Raw genomic sequence first — 22,381 nt, 5'->3', positions numbered from 1 at the left:
CTACGCGTAGGGGTGAGAAGGGTGCCGATCGGCGGTGCCCTCCGTGACGTGGAAGACCGATCGGGGAGCGCGGCCGAACGCCTCGACGCTCTGGCAGTACTTCGACATCCGGACGATCGACAGGTTCGCCCGGGCGGCCAGGTCGGTGAGCCAGTACGGCACCCGCTCGTTGGCCTTGATCTCCACCACGGCGAGCGTGGCCGGCACGATGAGGCGGTTCTCCGCCTCGGCGCCCAGGTGGAAGTCGCGGTCCCGGCCGCGTACCCGATGGTCGATGGTGACTCGCAGGCCGATGTCGGAGTCCCGTCCGACGAACGCCTCCCGCTGGTAACCCGTCATCGCGACCGGACGCAGATCCAGTCCGCAGATCAGTTCCTGCACCTCTTCGAGGAAGGCACCCTGGTCGGGATGGTGCTCGACCATCTCCCGGCGGTCGCAGAGATCACGGGCCAGCCGGTACGGCAGGGCGACGCGGCGCTTCTGGGTGACGCGGTTGACCCGTTGCTTGACCTCGACGTGCACGATGCTGTCGTCGGTGATCGTGGAGCGGTCGCCGTAATGGCGCACCCGCAGTTTGCGGCGGAACCGGAGACCCTCGATCTTCTCCCAGTAGAAGCGCAGTCGGTCGGTGTCGTAGTAGACGCTCCACACGCCGTACCCGGTCCGGCCACCATGACTGTCGCGACCCATTCGCGCGTCCAGTTCGGCACGCAGCGCCGGCACGTCACCGACCGGCACCACGTACTTGACCTCGTACCGATTGAACGCATGCAGTCGGCTCGGTGCGCGGAGGGCGTGCCCGGCCTGATCGTCGCGGTCCGCAGCCGGGCCGGGCCCGACGATCGGTGCCGATGGCGTACGCGTCGCGGGACGGGCGGGTGCCCGGTTGCGCCAAGTGAGCATGGGATGTTGGCCGATCCGTAGGCGACAGATGCCAACGAATACCAACAGGCGTACCTATGAACCGGCTTTGATTCTCGGATGAACCCCCCGTGAACGACGTCGGCGTCACCGCAGACCGGTGACGCCGACCTCGTCCGTGCTCGTTACGGGGTGACCACCCGGCCGCCGAAGGTCACGACCAGCCGACCGTCGGAGGCGAAGGACCAGCCGAACGCCCCCGAGTACGACGCGCACCGGGACCCGTTGGTGCCGGACCAGAACTGGTTCGAGCTGTCGGAGTTGCCGACGATCCGGTCGTTCGAGCCGCCGCTGCACGACGTGTTGTTGCGGAACACCGAGGAGCCGCCGTCGAAGTTGAAGTTGCGCTCGGTGTTGCCGATGTTGGCGTTGTTCGACACCGTCATCGTGCCGGGGTTGCGGTTGTAGGTGAACCCGTGCTTGCCGTTGTCGTAGGCGATGTTGCCCCGGATGGTGTGGTTCACCGCGATGTCCTCACCACCGAGCTTGAAGCCGTTGCGGTCACCGTTGCCGGCCTGACCGCCGTTGCTCAGGGTGCCGTTGCCGTAGGCGAGGGAGGACTCGATGGTCACCGCGCCGATCGCTCCGGTGTCGCTCTTGGTGTAGAGGTCGTACCCGTCGTCGATGTTGTTGTGGGCGACCGTGTAGCGGAAGACGTTGCCGGAGCCGACGGTCAGCTTGGGGGCGAAGCCGTCGGCGTCCTCACCGTCGGAGTCCACGTTGTCGTGCGACACCGTGCTGACCACGAGATTGTTCGAGGGCCACTGGTCCCGGGGCGCGTTGGCGATCAGCCGCGAGAGTTGGAGGCCGGAGTCCCGGTTGTGGCGGGTCACCACCCGCTCGACGATGTTGTTGTTGCCGGCGAGCAGGATGCCGTTGTCCCCGGCCCGCTCGACGACGATGCCCCGGACGTGCCACCACGACCCGCCCATTTCGAGCCCACGGTTGGCCGGGTCCTCGCTCTGCGCCGAGAAGTTCAGGATCGGCGTCTCCCCCGCGTACGCGAAGATGTTCTTGCGGGCGCTCGACGTGCCGTTGTTGCCCTGGCCGATGGTGATCGTCTGCGAGTAGCGGTAGGTGCCGCCGCGCAGGAAGATCGTCCCGCCCGCGGTGACCCGGGTGATCGCGGAGGTGAGCGTCGTCGGGCTCGCCAGCGTCCCGGGCGCGCTGTCGGTGCCGGTCGGTGCCACGTAGAGCGTGCCGGACGAGGGCGGCGGGGTGGTGGGCGGAGGCGTGGTCGGCGGCGGGGTGGTCGGCCCGGTCGTCGGCGGCGGTGTGGTGGGCGGGGTCGTCGTGCCGGAGGCGTACGTCTCGAACTCGGCGACCCTCGGCGTGCCGCTCGCGCTGGTGATCTCGAAGTTGATTTTGCGCAGCGAGGTGGCGGCGAAGGTGATCGTCCCGGCCCCGGTGCCGCTGGCCAGGGTGGCGCCGGTGTCGTTGTTGACGAGTCGCCAGCCGCCGATGACCCCGGCCGCGCCGGACGCCTCGCGGATGGTGACCGAGCCGACCGTGGTGGCGGACCCCCACTTGACCGAGACGCGGCCGGTCGAGCCGGACGGCGACCAGTATGTGCCCACGTCGCCGTCGATCACGTTGCCGTAGCTGGTGCCGCCGCCCTTGCTGGAGCCGTCGGCACCGGCTCCGATGCTGAGGTTGGTCGCGTCGGCGACGACCGAGGCGGCCACGAGGCCGTCGGCCGCACCCGACGCGTGGGTCAACGGCAGCGCCGCGACCACCACGGCCGCCGCGACCACGGCGGTACCGCCGGCCAGAAGCCTGTGTCGCACTGTGGTTCTCACGGATGGACTCCTCGGGAGTGAGCGCGGCGCGAGACACGTCCTGCACAGCCCGACACCGCAGGTGACTGAGTTTCGTAAGCCCTCGAACTGGCCATAGAGCGAAACATCGATGTAATCTCAGGCTAGGAAAGCGCTTACTCGCGGCGCAAGAGTAGAGATGTGCAGGTTTGTTGCAGAATCCCGGAGTTGTCCGCGAGTCACGGACGATCGGGGCAGCCCGGCCCACCAACCGCGCCCGAGCCTCAGTCCGATGGCCAGGGCTCCCGCACCCGCCGCCACGCCAGGATCCGCGCTTCCGGCGCACGGGTGGCATCTCGCCTCGTCGATCATGGAGCTGTGGCTAGAGTTTCGGCCCGATTCACCCTTCTCGCCCTAACCACAACTCCATGATCGCCGAATGCGTCTCGCCACGCGGGCAGGGGCGGGAGAGACGCGGGGTCAGGCGTTGGCCACGGACCTGCGGATCGCGTCGCGGGATCCGGTCACCTGGCGGCGCAGCTCGGCCAGGTCCACGCCGACGAGGTGGCCGTGCTGTTTGCGTACCTGGCCGGCGACCACGACGGTCTCGATGTTGCGGGCGTCGGCACCGAGCACCAGCGTGCCGACCGCGTCGTTGAGCGGCATCGTGTTGACGTCGTCGGCGGCGACGACCAGCAGGTCCGCCTGCTTGCCGGGGGTCAGCGAACCGGTGACGTCACCGAGTCCGTTGGTCCGGGCACCCTGCACGGTGGCGAAGTCCAGCACGTCGCGGGTGGTGATCCGGTGCGGCGTGGTGTCCGTGCCGTAGGCGGCGTTCACCGCGCGCATCCGCTGGATGGCGTGCAGGGTACGCATCTGGGTGAACATGTCGCTGGCCAGCGCCACCTCCACGTCGATGCTGAGTCCGGGCCGGATACCGACGGCCAGTGCCTCGTCGATCGCGGGCACCGCGGTCTCCAGGCCGATCTGCGCCTCGGAGGTCGGTGCCAGCGACACGGTGACCCCGGCGTCACCCATCGCCTGCCACGCCTGCGAGGTGAGGCCGGTGGCGTGGATCAGGGTCAGGTCCGGACCGAGCAGCCCGGCGGCGGCCCAGCGCATGATCGCCGTGGACGACGGTACGCCGAACACCGCGTCCACGCTGACCCCGAGGTCGAGATCGCGGGCGACCGCCGCCAGCTCCGGCCCGTAGGCCAGGGCCGGACCGGCGATCTCGTCGGTGGCCAACGCCGCCAGGCGCAGCGTCACCAGCCCACCGTTCGCCCCCTGGTACGCCCCGCACAACCGGGCCAGGTCGCCCGGCCACTGGCGGTCCCACGCGCCGAAGTGCGGACCCATCGACGCGTGTACGCCCCGGATACCGGTGTCGACCAGCGCCTGGATCGCCGCGTCGGAGTGCGCCGCCGTACGGGAGTTGTGCGAGAAGTCGAGCATCGTGGTGATGCCGGCGTCGAGGGCGGTGAGCACGGCGAGCCGAGTGCCCACGTACATGTCGTGCGGGGTGTACGCGGGCGCGAGCCCGGCCAGCGTGGACATCACGTACGCCCCCAGGTCGGTCACGTCCGGGATGCTGCGGCGCATCTGCGCCTGCCAGGCGTGCCGATGGGTGTCCACGAAACCGGGGCTGACGATCCGGCCGGTCGTGTCGACCACGGTCGCGCCCGACGCCTCCGGATGGGACCGCAGGTCCGCGCCGACCGCGACGATCCGGTCCTCGCGGATCAGCACGTCACCGGATTCCAGGTCGCCGATGGCCGGGTCCATGGTGACGACCGTGCCTCCGCTGAACAACATCATCAGGTCCTCCCTTCGTGGTCTGCGCCTCACCGGCGGCGCAGGACGTAACCGGCGTGGTGCAGCACCCCGTCGACGAACCGGCCGTACGCCCAGAAGCCCAGGTCGTCGCGGTAGACGATGCGGTCGCCGTCGATCCAGAACGCACCCTGGTACGCGTGCGGCCGACCGCCCCGCGTCTCGTCGTACCGACCGTCGGCGGTGAGTTCCTGGTGCAGGAAGCCGGTCTCGTCGATCCACATGCCCAGGTAGGGGCTCTCGACCGATCGCGGTCCCGGCTCGGGCTCGATCGGGGCGGGCGTGAGCCGACGGCCGTTGACCAGTGCGATCTCGCCGTCGACCACGATCGCGGCGGCCTGCTCCGGACGCCAGACGATCATCTCGAGCACGGAGCGGCCGGAGGTCGGGGCGGCTACCAGGGCGAAGGTGGCCGGGTTTCCGGGGGTGAGCGCGCCGACCCGGTCGGCCGGACGAACGCGCAGGCCGGCGACGGCGACACCGTCCACGACGGCGGGCACGATGGCCAGGCCGGTGCAGTCGATGACGATCGCGCCGTCGTCCTCGGCGGCGGTGTGCAGGCCGGTGCCGACCGCGACGATCTCGTTCGTACCGACCAACAGGTCAGCCGTGGCGAAGTCACCGATCACCGGGTCGAGCGTGTGGATGACGGCGTTGACGAACATCAGTGGCCGGTGCCGGTCACCGGTGTTCCCGGCGATCTCCGCCAGTACCGCCTCGTCGAGCATGGGGCTGCTCATGGCGTACCTCCTGGGGTGGGGTTTCGTGGTTCCACCGTCACCGGCGGCGGAGTCGGCAGCCAGGCCGGACCGAACCAGGGTGTGCCGCACCCTGCCTGGCCGGAGCCCGCACGGTTACCGTTGGTGGCATGCCGACGACCGCGCTCGGGGCGTTCCTCACCGCCCGACGCGCCCGGTTGACCCCGGGCGACGTCGGCCTTGTCTCCAGTGGCACCCGACGCGTCGCCGGGCTGCGCCGCGAAGAGGTCGCGGTGCTGGCCGGGGTGAGCGTCGACTACTACACCCGGCTCGAACAGGGCCGGGAGCGCAACCCGTCCTCGTCGGTGCTGGCCGCCGTGGCCCGGGCGCTCGACCTCGGGCCGGACGCCCACGACCATCTCTTCCGGCTGGCCGGGCTCTCACCCGGCAGTACGCCGACACCCGCTCGACCGCAGGTCGGGCAGAGCCTGCGGGAACTGCTCGACGCCTGGCCGGACACCCCGGCCGTGGTCATCGACCGGCGACTCGACCTGCTGGCCGGCAACGCGCTGGCCGACGCGTTCTACGCGGACTTCGCCGAGGCGGACAACCTCGTCCGGATGGCCTTCCTCGACCCGGCCGGTACGACGTTCTTCGCCGACTGGCGTCGTACCGCCGAGGCGTGCGTGGCGAACCTGCGTCTGGCCCTCGGCCACGACCCGCACGACCGGCGGGCGCGGGAACTGGTCGAGCAGATGGGTGCCGCGAGCCCGGAGTTCCGCAGGTTGTGGGGGCGGCACGACGTGCAGGGCAAGACGCACGAGGCCAAGACGTTCCGGCACGGCGCGGTGGGCGAGCTGACGCTGTCCTACCACGCATTCGACGTACGGGACGCGCCCGGCCAGCAGTTGATCGTGTACCGGGCGGAGCCGCACAGCCGCAGCGCCGAGGCACTGCGGCTGCTGGGCACCCTGGCCGTCAGTCGTTGGCTCCGCTGACCAGCCGCCTATCCGTCCTCGCTCGCTTGCCGGTGCGCGTCGCTGCCCTCGCGATAGAAGACGTATCCGGCGTGGTGCAGGACGTCTCCGTCGAAGGTGCCGTCCGCGCTGAAACAGAACGCCGCAGGTCGCGCTGAACAGGCCCCCCGAGTCTCGAATTCGCCATGTCGACGACGGTAGGTATCCGGTCCGGCAACAGCCTGGTCCCAGTACTCCCAGGAAGAACGCGCTACCCGCTCTTACGGCCGACTCTGAGAACGCCGGAGTTCTCGCGTGAGGACGGGGATCATCACCCCCGTAGGTACCAGGTGCAGCCCAAGGAGGGCGGCGATGGTCACGGCGTCATGTGTGCTGTTCATGTCGCTCCTCCTGCACAGGACCGGGGCTACTACTCCGTGTCGTCCGCCGGCAGGGACGGCGGCAGACCGAGCCGGGGGAACCGGTCGGCGTGGAACGTGATGATCTCGGTGATCGCACCGCCGCTGATGCGCAGGACGTCGATGGTCAGCGGCAGGTACGCGGTTGCCCCCGCTCGCCGGTGGTAGAAGGCGACGGCGGGCTGCCGGTTGACCCTGGTGGGGAGGCCACGCAGGTTCGTCATGTTCTCGAAGCCGTTGTCGACCCAGTCCTCCACCACGATGTCGCGGCCGACGTACCGGCCCGGGGTGGGCGGCATCGAGCAGCGGACGTCCTCCCGCAGCAGCGCGGTAAGCCCACCGATGTCGGTGGCCACACTGGCGTCGGTGTAACGGCGTACCAGCTCACGGGTCCCGGCGTCCTCCTCGCCACCGGTCCAGTCCTGGCGCTCGGCGGGCAGGTGCTCCCGCATGCCGGCGCGGGCCCGCTGCAACGCGCTGTTCACCGAGTTGACCGAGTCCCCCAGGAGTTCCGCGACGTCCTTCGCCGGCCAGCCGAGCACGTCCCGCAGGATCAGCACGGCCCGTGGACGCGGCGCGAGATGCTGGACCGCGACCAGGTACGCCAGCTCGATCGTCTCCCGCGCGACGGCGACCGCCTCCGGTTCGTCCGCGTCGCCGGTGGTCAACTCGTCGAGCAGCCGATCCGGGTAGGGCTGCAACCAGAGCACCTCGCCCCCGGTGGCCGGTTCGGGGCGGCGCTTGGCGAGCAGGTCCAGGCAGGCGTGGGTGGCGATCCGGTACAGCCAGGCCCGGAACGTGGACCGTCCCTCGAAGGTCTCCCGCCGACGCCAGGCTCGCAGGAACGTCTCCTGCACGGTGTCCTCGGCGTCCTCGAACGACCCGAGCATCCGGTAGCAGTGCACGTGCAGCTCCCGCCGGTGCCGCTCCGCCAGCCCCGAGAACGCCGACTCGTCGACCTCGCCCAGACCACTCATGACCTGCTCGTCCATCACGCCATCCTCATGCCTCGTCGGGTCCTGACGAAGGTATGACGGGCGGGGCCGCGACAACTCATCACTCCCGCCCGCAGGGCCGGATGTGCCGGGGTGGGTAGATCTGTTGTCGTCCCAACGACAACAGATCTACCCACTTCCTGCTGGCCAGCGCCTGCGAACGCCACGGTCGGATCGACCGCTTGACGCGTTCACCTCCGGCGTCGGAACCGCACCGGTCCCGGCCATCGGTCACGGTCGGCGATCCGCGACCACGCGCGGACCGAGGCGTGATGCAGCCCGGGGCGAGGCCACCGCAGCTCTCGCCCCGGCTCGGGTCCGCGGCGAGGGCTTCGCACCGGACGAGTGAACCTCTGCCGCTCTCCCCGGCGCCACCGCACGATCAGCGGTTCGGGAAGGCCATGAATGACGAGGGCGGGGGCGTTGTCGGATTGACGGTGACCATCGGGAATCGTCGGCGGCGAGAACCGGACAGGTGGGCCGATGGCGGACGGCACGATGAGAGGAGGCGTAGACATGATCCCTCTGAAGACCTGACGAAGGGCACGGAAAGAGAGCCGACGACGGGGGTCGGCGACCGATGCGCGGAGCGGTGTCAGGTCTACAGAGCGGGCGGGGTCACGCGGGGTGATGTCCTCTCGGAAGGCAGTCGCGGGGGCTACGGTCTCGATGCACGATAGGCCGGAGCCGGGTGGCGAGGCCACCGATTAGTCCTGCTGCCGCGCCCCGACCAACGCGGCCACGGACAACCCGCTAGCCGTCGGTCTGTGCCACCTGCTGGTCCGGTGGTGCGAGGAGGCGTTGCAGCAGTAGCAGGCCGCTCTTGATGTCGGCGCTCCCGTCGAGCAGCCACTGGGTGCCCAGGCCGTCGGCCGCCGCCAGGAGGAGTGAGGCCGCCTGGTCCAGGGGGATGTCCGTGCGTACGGCCCCGGCCTCCTGGCCGTCGGCGAGCAGGCCCGTGATCTTCTCGCGCAGGTCGGCGTACCGCTCGGAGAAGTGGGCGCGTGAGCGTTCGTTGCCGGCCTCCAGGGCGTGGGCCACCATGCTGTTCAGCAACGACATCAGCCCCGGTACGCGCATGCTGTGTTCGGCCGACTGATGGATCAGCTCGACGAAGCTGGCGTCCCCGTCGTACGCGGTTTCGAGGAAGCGGCGGTCGTGTTCCCGCAGCACCTCGATGAAGAGTTGCTCGCGGGTGCCGAAGTGGTGTTTGAGCACCGGATGGGTCACGCCGATCGCCTCGCCGATGGCGCGCAGTGAGGTGCCCTCGTATCCGAGCCGGTCGTAGACCGCCAGCACCTCGTCGATGATCTGCTGCCGCCGCGCGAGCCCCTTGGCGTACGGCCCCCGCTTCGAGCTGTCCCGCTTTTCCGGGTCGGTCATGGCCCACCTCCAGAGCGATCGGCGGTCGGCACGGTGCGCCGCCTGCCCGATCCTATGACCACCACCACGAAAATATCCAGTCGGATATTTTCGTGCTAGCGTCTGCGGCACGACAGGCCGTGAGGTCGCGCTTCGTCGGCGGGAGCCGTGCGAGGTGCCCCCGCAGGACCTGTTCACCGAGACGCAGGAGGAGACGGCATGGCATGGCACTTGTTCAGGCTCGGACGCTGGTCGTTCCGACGCCGCTGGACCGTGGCGGGAATCTGGGCCCTGCTGCTCCTCACCGTGGCGCTCGGGGCGACGACCCTGTCGGGCAAGACGAATGACAGCTTCGAGCTGTCCGGCATCGAGTCGACGCAGGCGTTCGACCTGATCAGGGAGCGGGCCCCCGAGGCGGTGCCGAACGGCGCGACGGCGCGGGTGGTGTTCCAGGCCCCGGACGGCGAGACGCTGGCAGACCCGGCCAACCAGCAGGCCGTGGCCGACTCGCTCGCCGCGCTCAGGACCGAGAACGTCCGGTCGGTCGTCGACCCGTTCGAGGCGGGGGCCGTCTCCGCGGACGGGCGGACCGGCTTCGCCTCGGTCAGCTACGCCCGCAGCGCGGTCGACCTGACCACCTCGGATCGGGAGGCGCTGGAAGCCGCCCGCGATGTCGCCGAGCGGGCCGGACTGACCGCCACCGTCGGCGGAGACGTACTCGGTGTGGAGATCGGCGGAGCCATCGCCGAACTGATCGGCATCGCCATCGCCTTCGTCGTACTGGCCCTCACCCTCGGGTCGCTCGTCGCGGCCGGGATGCCGTTGCTGACCGCGCTGGTGGGCGTCGGAATCGGTGCCGCCTCCATCGCGGCTCTCACCGGCTTCGTCGAGCTGAGCACCACCACCCCCGCGCTCGGCACGATGCTCGGGTTGGCGGTCGGCATCGACTATGCGCTGTTCATCCTGTCCCGCTATCAGGCCGAGGTACGCCAGGGACGCCCGCTGGAGGAGGCGGTGGGCCGCGCCGTCGGCACCGCAGGCTCCGCAGTGGTGTTCGCCGGGCTCACCGTCGTCATCGCCCTCGTCGGCCTGGCCCTCTGCGGCATCGGATTCCTCACCGAGATGGGGCTGGGTGCCGCGTTCACCGTCGCGCTCGCCGTCCTCATCGCGCTGACCCTGCTGCCCGCACTCCTCGGTTTCGCCGGCACCCGCGTGGTGAAGAAGCAGATCGCCGCCGCCACCGAGGAGACCGACACCGACCAGAGTTCCGGCACCTCACGTACCCTCGGTCGCCGCTGGATCGAAGGTCTCGCCCGCCTCCGCTGGCCCGCGCTCGTCGCCGGCATCGCGGCCGCCGTCGTCGCCTCCATCCCGGTGGCCTCCCTCCAACTCGCACTCCCGGACGACAGCACCAAGCCCGCAGGCAGCGACGTACGGGTCGCCTACGACCTCATCGCCGACAACTTCGGCGCGGGCGCCAACGGGCCGCTGCTCGTCGTCATCGACACCGCGCAGGCCACCGACCCGGCTGCCGCAGTCGGGACCGCCACCGAGCGGCTGCTGGCACTGGCCGCCGAGGACGGCTCCAACATCACCGCCGTGATCCCGCCCATCACCAGTGACACCCCCGAGGCACAGCAGGCATTCGCGGAGCAGCTCGGCACGACGCAGTACGCGACCCTCACGGTGATCCCGCAGTCCGGCCCGGCGAACGAGTCGACCAAGGACCTCGTCGCCGGCATCCGGGCCACGCTCTCCGACCTGCCCGACCAGACCGGAGCCCGCGCCCTGGTCACCGGCGTCACCGCCGTCGGCGTCGACATCTCCAACGAGCTGACCGAGGTGTTCCCGCTCTATCTCGCCGTCGTGGTGGGGCTCGCGCTCATCCTGCTCATCGCCGTGTTCCGCTCGATCTGGGTACCCGTCAAGGCAGCGCTCGGCTTCCTGTTCTCCGTGGGCGTCTCGCTCGGGGCGACCGTCGCGGTCTTCCAGTGGGGCTGGCTCAACGAACTCGTCGGTCTCGACACCGAGGGCCCGGTGCTGTTCCTGCTGCCGATCCTGCTCACCGGCATCCTGTTCGGCCTGGCCATGGACTACGAGGTCTTCCTCGTCACCCGGATGCGGGAGGCGTACGTCCACGGCACGCCGGCCCGCCAGGCGGTCATCGACGGCTTCACCCACAGTGCCCGCGTCGTGGCCGCCGCAGCGCTCATCATGGTCGGCGTCTTCGCGGGCTTCACCCTCACCGACGACATCATCCTCAAGACCATCGGGTTCGCGCTGGCCATCGGCGTCCTCGTCGACGCCTTCCTGGTCCGCATGCTCATCGTTCCCGCCGTCATGCTCATCCTCGGCAGCCGGATCTGGTGGCTGCCCCGCTGGATGCAGAAGGTCGTGCCGACCCTGGACGTCGAGGGCGAATCGCTCGCCCGACGCCTGGCCTGACCGCCCGGCCTGCGCGGTCGCCGGACCGCTCGCGTACGACGGTCAGGTTCGAAAGGCACACCGACGGGGTGGCGGAGGACAGGATCCGCCACCCCGTCGGTGTGCCCCAATCCGTTTGCGGATAGACCGCCACACCGTGGCGGCTGCTCAGCGCCCCACACGATGCGAGAGGCGTCCGACGCACTAGCATTGCCGCGGTCCGCGACGGCTGAAACGAGGCGAGATGCGTTGGCTCCGGCAGTTGCTGGGTAGCAGGCGAGTCCAGCTCGATCCAGAGCGGCAGCAGGCACTGCTGCAGGACGTGCGGCACCGGTACGGCGCCGGCTCGCACGTCCGGTTCCCGGCACAGGCCGAAGCGATCATCGAGCTGTTGGACGACGACGACGGCCTGGTGGTGGCGGCCTGGATCGTCAGCGAGGCCGCCGAGGGGGCCCACGCGGACCTACAGACCCAGGCCCACGACGTGTACCGACGGACCGGCCGGCGTCTCCTGGTGCACCGCCGGAACTACCGGCCGCTGTGGAAGGAGGCCGGACCGGCGCTGCGGTGGCCCCTGACCGCGCTGCCGAGCGGTCTGCACCCGTACGCGCAGCTGACCGCCGCCGTCGCGGTGGTCGGCGACCACGCGTCCCGGCTCGACAAGGTGACCGATCCGATCCCGCTGCTGACCCACGTGTTCGAGGTGCTCGACCTCACCACCGTCGGCATGGAGTACGGCCACGTGCGGGTGGACACCGACGCCGCCACGCTCACCGATCGACTGATCTCGACCGCCGGGCAGGTTCTCGCGACCATCGACGACCCACCCCGGCTGCCGCCTCCGGTCCGCGAGATGATGCGCCGCAACAACACCCTCGACGTCCACGAGCCCACCGGCCCCCGCGCCGTCGGCGGAATCAACCTGGGCGCACGGATGCGCGAGATTCTCCTGGCCTGATCCGCCGCAGCCGATTCCGCCACGGTCCTCGCGATCGCCGCCGGGCGTCAGGCGCGGTGTGGGGCGCTCCGAGGTCCCCGAACGGGGACTTTTGGCCACCTGGGATGGCTGCCATGTTGAACGCTGGGGGAGGCGCGTCGAGACACCGCCGATACCCGTGGTGATGGTGACGAGGCGAGGTGTCTGGTGCCCGGCGAGCACATGTGCAGAGAGATCATGGTCGTTCCTGGGCGGTTCGTGCTGACCGGAGCGATGGTGCAGGAGGGTCATTCGATCGCGCTGGCCTTGTCGATCGCCACGCCGTCACCGGCGGAGGGGACGCTGGTCCATCTGGTCGAGGAGTCGCCGCAGTCGGCGGTGGGATTGGCCTACCTGCAAGGTCAGCCTCTTGCCGACGGGCTCGTTCTGGTGCCGTGGGACATCGACCGTTGGGCGAGCGGACCGCGTCGGCTTCCGGATGATGCGCAGGCGCTCGGTGGCCTCGCCGACCGCTATCGCATGCAGGTGCAGGTGCAGGTGGGCACGGCCCGTCCGGAGCAGTCCGGGTTGGTCGACCGGCTCGTGCCGGTCGACGCGGGCGGTCGGGAGTCGTCGTGGGATGACGCCGTGGCGGTCCGGGTGCTGCCGTGGCCACAGGTGGCGGGACGGATGGCGCTGCGGGCCGCGTACGAGCGGGTGATGGCCGGGGAGGAACCTGGCCGGGGGCGCCTCGCGGCTCTGCTCGACGACGTGGCGACGATCCAGCGAGGTCTGCGGGTCCCGATCCCGCCCGGGTCCCTGGCTGCCGCCGTCCACCTTGCCCGGTCCGGATCCGAGACGCAGGCGACGGAGTTGGCCCGGCGGCTGCTGCCGGTCGCCGTCAACCGGTTGCCGGAGTTGGTCGGCGGCGTCGCGGAACCGGTGGAGGCCGACGCGTTGCTCGACGCCCTGCGGAGCACCCCGGATTCTGCTGCCCTGGTGTGGTTCCGGCAGCCGGGTGGTGCCCCGTCGGTCGCGTGGCTGCTCGCGGACGAAACGGGCGTACGGTGGATCGGCTCCCCGGAGCCGGACGGCACCCCGCTCGACACCATGCTGGACGACTGGCACATCGCCGCGCTGCGGGACGGCACCACGGCCGTGTTCCTGGACGTCAGCGGAAGGCCGCTGCGACTGCCCGCAGCGGCCGAGACGGTCCAACTGCGGGCGGAGGCTGCTCCGGCGGGCGGGCAGTTCCCCGGCGCGTGGACTGTGGCCGCCGGCTCGACAGGGTACGAGCGAGTCCTGCCGGTGGAGATCACCGGTAGCCCGGTGGATCCGAGTGAGGATCCGGTGTCGTTCGACGGGCTGCGCCAGGATGACGATTACTGGGAGAGCATGTGGCAGGGCGGTGCGGGATCGTCGACCGCTCCGATGGATGTAGACACGACGTTGGACCCGGCGCTTCTGCCGGTCATCGACCGGGACGGGCCTTGGCAGCCTCCAGAGGAAGCGGCGTCCAGCGCCATGCTCCGCAACGGGACTATGCCCGTGAAGGGTCGCAGGGTGTGGCTCAGGCACAAGGACGACAACGTCATGGTCAACTACTGGACCGACGACACGCGTGTGTGGGTGCTTCTGCCGGACGGCAGAAGGATCATGGTCGTCTACCCGAGCCCGGTTCTCGGCTCGGATCGTACTCCAGCGAGAGTGATCGGTAGCTGGGAGCGGGAGCCGAATGCGCTGGCTGCGGCGGCTCGTCCCGGCACGCTGGATGGGCAGCGGCGGCTCTCTGTCGACAGCAAGGTCGTGCCGGTCGGCCTCCTCGAGGCCAGGGCCGAGGTCGAGTATCGGTATGACGCGACGACGGTGTGGGTGCGTACGCAGGACGGCCGGAAGGCCATGGTCACGTATCCGTACCCGGTCTTCAACCCGGCGGCTGCGGGGCCGCTGGTGGTGGAGGGCTGGCCACGGCAGCCGGGCGCGAGGGCGGAGTTCGCAAACAGCAAACTGGCGCAGGGGCAGGTGCGGGTCAACAACCGATTCGTGTTTCTGGGAAGGAAGTATCCCGATGCCCCGGTCGCCTACACGCATGATGCGACGACGGTGTGGATGCGTCTACCGAGTGACAAAAGAGTCATGGTCACCTATCCGTATCCGGTCTTCGACCCGGCTGACCGGAAGCCGGTGGTGGAGGAGGGCTGGCCGCGGGAACCGAGCGAGCAGGCGGCGATGGCCCGGCTCGGCACAGTCAGTGCCACCGGTCAGATGTGGGTCGACCGGCTCTACCTGTATTTCGGGAAGAAGTTCGGCGGGGCGTCGACCCGGGGCTTGGTTGCCTACCGCTTCGACGAGACGACGGTGTGGGTGCGGTGGCCGGATGGCCGGAAGGCCATGGTCACGTTTCCGTATCCGGCTGCAGCGCCGGCCGCTGCGGGTCCGGTGGTGGTGGATGGTTGGCGCGATCCCGACCATCTGATGTACGACCCGGTAGGCCCTGGCGGCCTGCTGGAGTGGGGCGGCAGCCCGGTGGAACCGGGCCGGGCTCCTGGTGAGCTTCCGGGTGAGGCGCCGGTGCCGTCGGACGGTCTCCGCCAGGATGACGAGCCCTGGGAGTCCACGCAGCACGGCGGTGGCGAGCCACCGGCCGTCCTGATGGACCACGCCGTCCCGATGGACCTGGACAAGACGATGGACCAGGCCGTCCCGATGGACCAGGACAGGACGATGTCTCCGGCCGCCATGTCTCCCGCCATGTCGATCGGGGATCTGATCGACATGGCGATGACCGATTCCCCGCCAGCGACGGCCGCGGATGCGGGCGACGCGGAACCCGGCGTCGGCGAGCCGAGCCAGCCGGGGGATGAGCGGTGGCAGCCGCCCCGGCGGGCACCCTCCACCGGCAAGATCGTCAAGACGGACCTGCCGATCGAGGGCCGCAGAGTGCGGTTGAGATCGAGCCACACCGGCGCCACGGTCGAATACTGGGCTGACGGTACGACGGTGTGGGTGCGTCTCCCGGGTGACACCCAGGTCATGGTCGTCTACCCGAACCCGTTGTTCAGCCCGAGTAGAACCAGACCGAGACTACTGGAGGGTTGGCCGCAGCAGCCGAGTGAGTCGGCGGTGGCTCGGCCCGGCACGGTGAGTGCCAACGGAGAACTGGTCGTCGACAGTCGGCGGGTGACGCTGGGCGGACACATCCCGGCCAGTTCCGAGGTCGAGTATCGGTATGACGCGACGACGGTGTGGGTGCGGACACCGGACGACAACAAGATCATGGTCGTGTTTCCGTACCCGGTGTTCGATCCGGCCGCGGCCGGGCCGGAGGTCGTGGAAAGCTGGCCCCGGCAACCGGGCCCGACGGCGGAGTTCGACACCACCAAGCTCTCGGCAGGGCGCTTCTGGGTGAACAACCGGCGACTGGATCTCGGATACAAGAGATTCCCGAACGTCCCGATCGAGTACACGCATGACGCGACGACGGTGTGGGTGCGTCTGCCGGACGGCAGAAGGGCCATGCTCACATACCCGAATCCGATTCTCGATCCGGCTGATGCGGGACGGGTGGTGGTGGAGGGCTGGCCGCAGGATCCCAGTGCGACGGCGAGGTTCGACTCCGGCCGGCTGGCGCAGGGAAGTCTGCGTGTGAGGGACCTTGCCGTGCCACTGGGGGTGAACTATCCGGATTCGAGAGTCGATGTCTGGTCCGATACGGACACGGTGTGGGTGCGCTGGCCTGATGGCCGAGGGATCATGGTCACGTATCCGTACCCGGTCTTCGACCCGATCGCGGGGCGACGGGTGCTGGAGGAGGGCTGGTCGCGCGAGCCGGGCGACCACGCGACCGTGGCCCGCCTCACCACCTTGGATCACAGTGGACGGCTACAGGTCGACGGACGTCGGGTAGAGCTGCGGCAAGTGGCCAGAGATCTACCCCCAGGGCCGGTCGCCTACCGATATGACGCCACCACCGTGTGGGTACGGGCGCGCAACGGCAAGAAAGCCCAGATCACCTACCCCTACCCGGCCTTCGACCCCGGCACCGCAGGACCCGTCCTCGTCAACGGCTGGCGCGACCCCAACCATCTGATGAACGACCCCATAGGCCCCAACGGCCTACTCGAATGGGACGGAAGCCCAGTAGACCCGGACGAGGACCCGGTGTCATTCGACGTACTCCACCAAGACGACGACTACTGGAACAGCATGTGGCAAGGCGGCGAAACCGCATCCTCCGACCCTACCGATCCGGGCGTCACGATGGATCCCACCGCCATGTCAGTGGTGGACCCGGTCGCCTTGTCAGTGGTGAATCTGGCTGATCTATCGATGGCGGATGCCCCGGCACTGTCGGCAGTGGATGCGGGTGACGCGGAAACAGTGGTCGGCGAGCCGAGCCAGCCGAGGGATGAGCGGTGGCAGCCGCCGCGGGAGGCTCCGTCCGTCGGCAAACTTCGCAACGGAAATCTGTCGATCAGGGGCCGCGACGTGCGGATGGGGTCGAGAGTCAGCGGCGTCACGGCCGAATTCTGGGCTGACGGTACGACCGCCTGGGTGCGTCTACCCGAGGACAAGAGGGTCACGATCGTCTACCCGAACCCGGTCTTCACCCCGACGAGCGTCAGGCCGAGAATCGTGGAGGGCTGGCTGCGGCAGCCCAGTGACCTGGCGGTGGTGCGGACCGGCACGGTGACTGCCCATGGTGCACTCACCATCGACGGCCGCCAGATCCCGTTTGCCAAGCGCGTCCCGGCCCGTTCCGAGGTCGAGTATCGGTATGACGCGGCGACGGTGTGGGTGCGGACACCGGACGACAAGAAGATCATGGCCGTGTTTCCGTACCCGGTGTTCGATCCGGCCGCGGCCGGGCCGGAGGTCGTGGAAAGCTGGCCCCGGCAACCGGGCCCGACGGCGGAGTTCGACACCACCAAGCTCTCGGCAGGGCGCTTCTGGGTGAACCTCCGACGCATGGATCTCGGCTTGAGGAGATTCCCGGATACCACGATCGAGTACACGCATGACGCGACGACGGTGTGGGTGCGTCTGCCGGACGGCAGAAGGGCCATGCTCACGTACCCGAATCCGATTCTCGATCCGGCTGGTGCCGAACGGGTGGTGGAAGAGGGTTGGCCGCAGGATCCCGGTACGGCGGCGAGGCTCGACTCCGGCCGGCTGGCGCAGGGAGTTCTGCGCCTGAGGGACCTTGCCGTGCCACTGGGGACGAACTATCCGGACGGGAATGTCGAGCTCTGGTCCGACGCGAACACGGTGTGGGTGCGCTGGCCTGATGGCCGAGGGATCATGGTCACGTATCCGTACCCGGTCCTCGACCCGATCGCGGGGCGACGGGTGCTGGAGGAGGGCTGGTCGCGCGAGCCGGGCGACCACGCGACCGTGGCCCGCCTCACCACCTTGGATCACAGTGGGCGGCTACAGGTCGGTGGGCGTCGGGTAGAGCTGCGGCGAGTGGCCAGAGATCTACCCCCAGGGCCGGTCGCCTACCGATATGACGCCACCACCGTGTGGGTACGGGCGCGCAACGGCAAGAAAGCCCAGATCACCTACCCCTACCCGGCCTTCGACCCCGGCACCGCAGGACCCGTCCTCGTCAACGGCTGGCGCGACCCCAACCATCTGATGAACGACCCCATAGGCCCCAACGGCCTACTCGAATGGGACGGAAGCCCAGTAGACCCGGATGAAGACCCCGTGTCATTCGACGTACTCCACCAAGACGACGACTACTGGAACAGCATGTGGCAAGGCGGCGAAACCTGGCTCGGAGCCTCTGCGAGGACTCAAGCAGGCGCGGACGTTCCCGAGGGTGCCGCTGTCGCCGAGCCGCTGGTCGGCCGTGGCCGCCGTGGGGTAGCCGTCGACCGGGGTGTGTTGGTGGTGGGTGCGATGGCTCGGTGGCGGGAGTGGTCGGAGGCTTCGGCGGTGGTGGCGGCGGCGGGGTCGTCGGTGCGTCCGGTGGTGGTGGTCGACGTGGGTGAGGGGTTGGGGCCACGCAGTGCGGCGCTGTCTGCTCTTGGCATGGTGTTGGTGCAGTTCGGTCGTCGCCGGGTGCAGCCGCTTGTGGTGGCGACGGGGCTGGTCTTCGAGGTGACGGCGGTGGTGGGTCGTTACGGGTTGCCGGTGATCGGTCCGGATGGTGCCGGGTCCGACGCGAGGTGGCAGGTTGTCGGTCCGGATGGCGTGGTGCACTGGTCGGCCCGGGAGTTCAGTCTGGCGTCGTTCGCGGCGGCCGGTGCGGTGTCGTCCAGCGGGGTCCAGCGCGCCGGTTCCGAATTGCTGGCCGAGTGGTTGGCACAGCCCGACTGGCCGGCTGCGGAGCGTTTCCTGCGGGAGAACACCAGCGATCTGTTGCAGCCGCAGATCCGGCAGGAGTTGGTGGGTCTGAGTGAACAGGATCCGAACAACCGGTTGCTGCCGGCCTTCACGGCCCTTCTCGACCTTGTGCGGGAGAGCGGCCACGCGGTCGATCCGGCTGCGTCCCGCTACCGCGCGCCGGAGAAGCCGGGGCCGCACTCGGTGGAGCCGTTCGACGGGGTACGTGGACCGTTGTCGGTGACCTTCGCTCTCGACTATCTCGATCCGAAACCCGATCCGTCGCACCGCAGGCCCTGGGACGACCGATTGCTGCGGTTGATGTATCTGGACCCGCGAGCGCGCGATCTGGCAGCGCCGTTGGCTGCGGGGGTGCTCGGTGAGCAGCGGGGGCGAGTCGATGACGGCCGGTGGAACGCGACCGTTTTCGCTGCCGTGGCCACGGTGCTGAGAATGACCGTGGAACAGGCCGAGGAACCAGAATCCGTCGATGCCTGGGGAAAGGCGTTGAATGATCTTCTGGCCTGCCGAGAGGCGGACCCGGAACACCGGATGTACTGGATTCCCCGGATGGACGAGTTGCGTGACCTGGTCTCGACGAACGGAGTCCCTGGCTGGATCAACGCTCCGGCGCCGGAACATGGGCGACTGCTGAACGTCCTGACCGGTGCGCTCGTCACCTGCTGAGGCACGCGCGGGCCGAGTGCAGGCTCGGCTCCGACACCCCGCGCTTCACCTCGGTCCGCTCCGGCCTGCAGTGCTGCCGGCCGGAGCCCGGCGGCGGTGCGTCTCGCCGCACCGTCAGGCACGACCCGGCCGGACCGCCTGCTCCTGCGCTGGCACGCCGACGGTGACGGTCAGAGCATCGACCAGGCCAGGGAACCGGGCGTCAAGCTCCGCGCGCCGCAGCTCGACACGGTGCGTGCGGCCAACCACGACGGTACGGGTCAGTCCCGCCAACCGCGCTCAACATCGTCGCTGCCGACGATGCCGAGACAGCACACGAGTTGACCTGGCCCGCGCGGGCCCTGCGGGCCGGCGGACGGGACAGGCCCATCCCCACCGTGCAACAGGCCCGGGCCGAACTGAGTGCCTCGACGAAAGCCCGCTCGAGCACGATCGTGGACGGCGTCATTCCGCCGCAGATCTCCGGAACTCCTACGACCCTTCGGGCTCAACTCGAACCAGTGATCCAGGATTCGGGCGCAATCGAGATCATGGTCCAGGACATGTTGACCGATCACACCGCGCGGACGCGGTCGCGCGAGATCATCGCAGACGTTCTCGGGTCCATCGCGATCTGAGGAACTGAGCGCTTCTCGCCTTGTTTCCCGATCTGTACTCGGGGGTTGCGGTAGGCCCCTGTCCCACCCTCGCCGTCGTGGATCTGCACCCGGTAGTGTGCCGTGCCCTGTGCGCCGTCACCTGTGTGCTGTGCTGGGCCTGCGATGTGTGCTGGGGAGTCGAACCCCTGCGCCTGCCCTCGGCGCGCCAGGAGTGAACCGGAATACCCGCCGGCTCTCGGGTTCGTGCACGCCTCCACGTCGGCTACCTGCTCCGCAACCTCTCAGTCCAGCAGGTCGACCTCCCAGTTCGTCCGCTGGATCACCGTGTCGACCTCGCGAAGTTGCCGGGCGAGGTCGTCGGCCTGGCTGCGCAGTTGCGCCACCGGCAGGGCCGGGATCATCTTCAGCTCCGACCGCAACTGCCGAAGCCCACGCTGGCCCTCCCCAGCGGCGGCGTCGGCGGCGGAGGTGACCACGCTGTGCCGCGAACGAAGCACGTCACGGCGTGCCAGCGCGTCGGTCAGTGTGCCACCGTCAACCAGGGTGGCGGCGTTGGTGCGGTTGATCCGCCGGATCAGCGTCTCCAGCTCACCAAGCACCTCGCCGGCTTCCGCCAGAAGTGTCGCGGCGTCCTCCGCAGGCGTCTCACCCTCCTGGTATCGAGCGCTGGCGACGATGCGGGCACGGAGTCGTTCGGCGCGACGCGCCGCATCCGCGCGCAGCGCAAGAGCCTCAGCAAGCTTCATGGGCACCAGTATGAACAGCGAAGATCAATCCCGCCTCCCAATTTGTGGACCATTCGGCGCTGCCGGTTCGTTCAGGTGGGCGATGTCGCGGAGGGCGACAGGTGGGCCCGTTCGCCTTGGGCGCCGAAGATCGTGAGCAGCTCTGCGGCCCGGGAGTCGGCGCTGCCGATCTGGTGCGGGATGCGGGTGTCGAACTCTGCGGCTTCGCCGGGGCCCAGCCGGTATTCCTGGTCACCGAGGACGAGCCTGACGTATCCGTTGAGTACGTAGAACCATTCGCACGACGGTGAAGCCGGATCGCCGTACGGGCCGCAGGTGGACACGTGGATCGCCGGTGGGCGGGGCCGCGACCAGTTCGTCGAGCGGGACGCCGGTAGGCGGTGGACGTGGAGGTCGAAGGCGGGTGGTCTGCCGCCTGCGGAGCCTTTGGCCTTGCGGTGCGCGTCCTGGTCGGCCTTGCTCGGGATACACGCGCGGATGCCCCGGGATCGTAGGTGGGCGCGGTTGGCCTTGGACATGTACGCCTTGTCGGCCAGCACGGTGTCGGAGCGGGTCCGTGGTCGGCCGCCTCCGACTCGGGGGACGCGGATCCTGGCCAGTACGGGGATGAACTGTGGGCTGTCGCCGCGCTGCCCGGCGGTCACCCCGAGGTGAACGTCAGTGCGTGTCGAGCACGACGAGGCGGGTGTGTTCGGAGAACAGCCTGCTCGCGGTCAGTCCGAACATGGCGTGGAAGCTGTCGCTGAAGTGCCCCGGCGAGGCGAACCCGGCCTCGATGGACGCCCGGGTCAGGTCCATGCCTTCGTCGACCGCGAGTGCGACGTGCAACATCCGGGCCCACAACCGGTACCGGCGGAAGCTGGTGTGGGCGTGCACCGAGAACAGGTGCAGAAATCGTGACGTCGACAGGTGCACCTCGGCAGCGAGCTGCGGCGCGCTCAGCTTCCGGTCAGGGTGGGCACGCATGATGCCGATCGCGGTGCGGATCCGCTCGTCCATCGCGTCGAAGTTCGGACGATCCACGAATTCCCGCAGTCGGGCCGGATCGGGGAACGAGGTCTCCTGGACGTGACTGATCAGCGACGACTCGTGCTGATAGTCGAGCCCGACCGAGGAGGTGCGCTTGGTCATCCGAGCGCGAACACCCTCCGCCAGGCCCGAGCCGGGGTCGAGGTAGAAGAAGAGCATCCGGCCGTCGTCCGCGATGACCCGGTGTCGTGTTCGCGCCCGAACGAGGGCGCTGCGGGTACGCCGTTCACCGATGTCGTCGGCTTGTAGCGTGAACGGTGCGTCGACGCCCAACACGAAACAGTGCACGGAACCGGAGTGCGCCTTCAGCCTCAGTGCGGGCCCCAGATAGGCCGCCTGTCCGAGCCAGATCCAGATCCTCGCCTGCTCGGCACGACACGTTTCTGGAAGCAGGACATCGGCCACGTGGCCGATGATCGCACGTGTGCTCATAACCGCAGCGGAACGGCCAACGCGCGTACTGCGCCCGCCAGGACGAATCAGGCGGCGACTGGGGCAAGGGCTCCTCGTGGCGGCCGGATTGCTCAACGTGCTGCCCGGCGCTGGTGCCGTGTCGCCGGCCTGGGCCCGTACGGCCTACGGCGTGGACGTCACGGGCGCGGACCTGGCGACACTGAGCTCTTTTCATCCTGGGTTTCGGCTGGTCTGGACGTGATGTAGGGCGAGGATGGCTTGGACGATCGCGGTGGCGCGTCGGGGGCAGCAGCGG

The 22,381-nt window shown here is 69.3% G+C and carries 13 protein-coding genes and 4 pseudogenes; 5 read left to right on the top strand and 12 right to left on the bottom strand.

Features of this window, described 5'->3' with window-relative positions; translation table 11 throughout:
* From ACIBMZ_RS25860 to ACIBMZ_RS25845, 4 genes are all read right to left on the bottom strand, one after another.
* Complete coding sequence (locus ACIBMZ_RS25860) at nt 1–903, bottom strand: polyphosphate polymerase domain-containing protein (RefSeq protein WP_396698066.1); 903 nt, start codon at nt 901–903, stop codon at nt 1–3.
* Nucleotides 904–1,046: 143 nt separating this feature from the next.
* Nucleotides 1,047–2,720: a cellulose-binding protein gene (locus ACIBMZ_RS25855; protein ID WP_396698064.1), complete on the bottom strand. Its 1,674-nt coding sequence runs from the start codon at nt 2,718–2,720 to the stop codon at nt 1,047–1,049.
* Between the two features lie 438 nt (nt 2,721–3,158).
* A complete protein-coding gene (locus ACIBMZ_RS25850) occupies nt 3,159–4,496 on the bottom strand; it encodes an amidohydrolase family protein (protein ID WP_396698062.1) in 1,338 nt (445 codons plus the stop codon).
* 26 nt (nt 4,497–4,522) lie between these two features.
* Complete coding sequence (locus ACIBMZ_RS25845) at nt 4,523–5,251, bottom strand: Atu4866 domain-containing protein (protein WP_396698060.1); 729 nt, start codon at nt 5,249–5,251, stop codon at nt 4,523–4,525.
* Nucleotides 5,252–5,379: 128 nt separating this feature from the next.
* On the opposite strand from ACIBMZ_RS25845, the gene ACIBMZ_RS25840 reads away from it, so the two are divergent.
* Complete coding sequence (locus ACIBMZ_RS25840; RefSeq protein WP_350699010.1) at nt 5,380–6,207, top strand: helix-turn-helix transcriptional regulator; 828 nt, start codon at nt 5,380–5,382, stop codon at nt 6,205–6,207.
* An 8-nt stretch (nt 6,208–6,215) separates the two neighbouring features.
* On the opposite strand, the pseudogene ACIBMZ_RS25835 reads toward ACIBMZ_RS25840, so the two are convergent.
* The 3 genes and pseudogenes from ACIBMZ_RS25835 to ACIBMZ_RS25825 all read right to left on the bottom strand — a co-directional run.
* A pseudogene (locus ACIBMZ_RS25835) lies at nt 6,216–6,317 on the bottom strand (hypothetical protein); the annotation flags it as partial.
* A gap of 278 nt (nt 6,318–6,595) precedes the next feature.
* On the bottom strand, nt 6,596–7,576 hold the full coding sequence (locus ACIBMZ_RS25830; protein ID WP_396698057.1) for an RNA polymerase subunit sigma-70: 981 nt from the start codon (nt 7,574–7,576) through the stop codon (nt 6,596–6,598).
* A gap of 756 nt (nt 7,577–8,332) precedes the next feature.
* Nucleotides 8,333–8,962: a TetR/AcrR family transcriptional regulator gene (locus ACIBMZ_RS25825; RefSeq protein WP_396698055.1), complete on the bottom strand. Its 630-nt coding sequence runs from the start codon at nt 8,960–8,962 to the stop codon at nt 8,333–8,335.
* Nucleotides 8,963–9,160: 198 nt separating this feature from the next.
* On the opposite strand from ACIBMZ_RS25825, the gene ACIBMZ_RS25820 reads away from it, so the two are divergent.
* The 4 genes from ACIBMZ_RS25820 (at nt 9,161) to ACIBMZ_RS25805 (ending at nt 19,915) form a co-directional block, all read left to right on the top strand.
* Nucleotides 9,161–11,386: an MMPL family transporter gene (locus tag ACIBMZ_RS25820; protein WP_396698053.1), complete on the top strand. Its 2,226-nt coding sequence runs from the start codon at nt 9,161–9,163 to the stop codon at nt 11,384–11,386.
* A 223-nt stretch (nt 11,387–11,609) separates the two neighbouring features.
* Complete coding sequence (locus tag ACIBMZ_RS25815; RefSeq protein WP_396698051.1) at nt 11,610–12,323, top strand: hypothetical protein; 714 nt, start codon at nt 11,610–11,612, stop codon at nt 12,321–12,323.
* Nucleotides 12,324–12,509: 186 nt separating this feature from the next.
* A complete protein-coding gene (locus ACIBMZ_RS25810; protein ID WP_396698049.1) occupies nt 12,510–19,298 on the top strand; it encodes a hypothetical protein in 6,789 nt (2,262 codons plus the stop codon).
* Nucleotides 19,299–19,675: 377 nt separating this feature from the next.
* Nucleotides 19,676–19,915: a hypothetical protein gene (locus ACIBMZ_RS25805; RefSeq protein WP_396698047.1), complete on the top strand. Its 240-nt coding sequence runs from the start codon at nt 19,676–19,678 to the stop codon at nt 19,913–19,915.
* Between the two features lie 263 nt (nt 19,916–20,178).
* Here the strand turns inward: ACIBMZ_RS25805 and ACIBMZ_RS25800 are convergent, their stop codons facing one another.
* The 5 genes and pseudogenes from ACIBMZ_RS25800 to ACIBMZ_RS25780 all read right to left on the bottom strand — a co-directional run.
* Nucleotides 20,179–20,643 carry a DIP1984 family protein gene (locus tag ACIBMZ_RS25800; protein WP_396698045.1) on the bottom strand — a complete coding sequence of 155 codons (465 nt, stop codon included), beginning with the start codon at nt 20,641–20,643 and terminating at the stop codon, nt 20,179–20,181.
* A gap of 71 nt (nt 20,644–20,714) precedes the next feature.
* Nucleotides 20,715–21,060, bottom strand: a pseudogene (locus ACIBMZ_RS25795) (cupin domain-containing protein); the annotation flags it as partial.
* Nucleotides 21,018–21,290: pseudogene (locus ACIBMZ_RS25790) on the bottom strand (transposase); the annotation flags it as partial. The pseudogenes ACIBMZ_RS25795 and ACIBMZ_RS25790, both read right to left, overlap by 43 nt.
* Before the next feature lie 10 nt (nt 21,291–21,300).
* Nucleotides 21,301–22,104 (bottom strand): helix-turn-helix domain-containing protein, encoded by an 804-nt coding sequence (locus tag ACIBMZ_RS25785; RefSeq protein ID WP_396698043.1) that lies wholly within the window; start codon nt 22,102–22,104, stop codon nt 21,301–21,303.
* 192 nt (nt 22,105–22,296) lie between these two features.
* Nucleotides 22,297–22,381, bottom strand: a pseudogene (locus ACIBMZ_RS25780) (IS5/IS1182 family transposase); the annotation flags it as partial.

The organism is Micromonospora sp. NPDC049900, assembly GCF_044461025.1.
Lineage (GTDB): Bacteria > Actinomycetota > Actinomycetes > Mycobacteriales > Micromonosporaceae > Micromonospora.
This window is presented reverse-complemented; position numbering and strand designations above follow the sequence as displayed.

Coding starts and splice junctions, on each gene's coding strand:
- ACIBMZ_RS25860 (WP_396698066.1), bottom strand. CDS start 903: ATGCTCACTTGGCGCAACCGGGCACCCGCCCGTCCCGCGACGCGTACG.
- ACIBMZ_RS25850 (WP_396698062.1), bottom strand. CDS start 4,496: ATGATGTTGTTCAGCGGAGGCACGGTCGTCACCATGGACCCGGCCATC.
- ACIBMZ_RS25845 (WP_396698060.1), bottom strand. CDS start 5,251: ATGAGCAGCCCCATGCTCGACGAGGCGGTACTGGCGGAGATCGCCGGG.
- ACIBMZ_RS25840 (WP_350699010.1), top strand. CDS start 5,380: ATGCCGACGACCGCGCTCGGGGCGTTCCTCACCGCCCGACGCGCCCGG.
- ACIBMZ_RS25830 (WP_396698057.1), bottom strand. CDS start 7,576: ATGGACGAGCAGGTCATGAGTGGTCTGGGCGAGGTCGACGAGTCGGCG.
- ACIBMZ_RS25825 (WP_396698055.1), bottom strand. CDS start 8,962: ATGACCGACCCGGAAAAGCGGGACAGCTCGAAGCGGGGGCCGTACGCC.
- ACIBMZ_RS25820 (WP_396698053.1), top strand. CDS start 9,161: ATGGCATGGCACTTGTTCAGGCTCGGACGCTGGTCGTTCCGACGCCGC.
- ACIBMZ_RS25815 (WP_396698051.1), top strand. CDS start 11,610: ATGCGTTGGCTCCGGCAGTTGCTGGGTAGCAGGCGAGTCCAGCTCGAT.
- ACIBMZ_RS25800 (WP_396698045.1), bottom strand. CDS start 20,643: ATGAAGCTTGCTGAGGCTCTTGCGCTGCGCGCGGATGCGGCGCGTCGC.
- ACIBMZ_RS25785 (WP_396698043.1), bottom strand. CDS start 22,104: ATGAGCACACGTGCGATCATCGGCCACGTGGCCGATGTCCTGCTTCCA.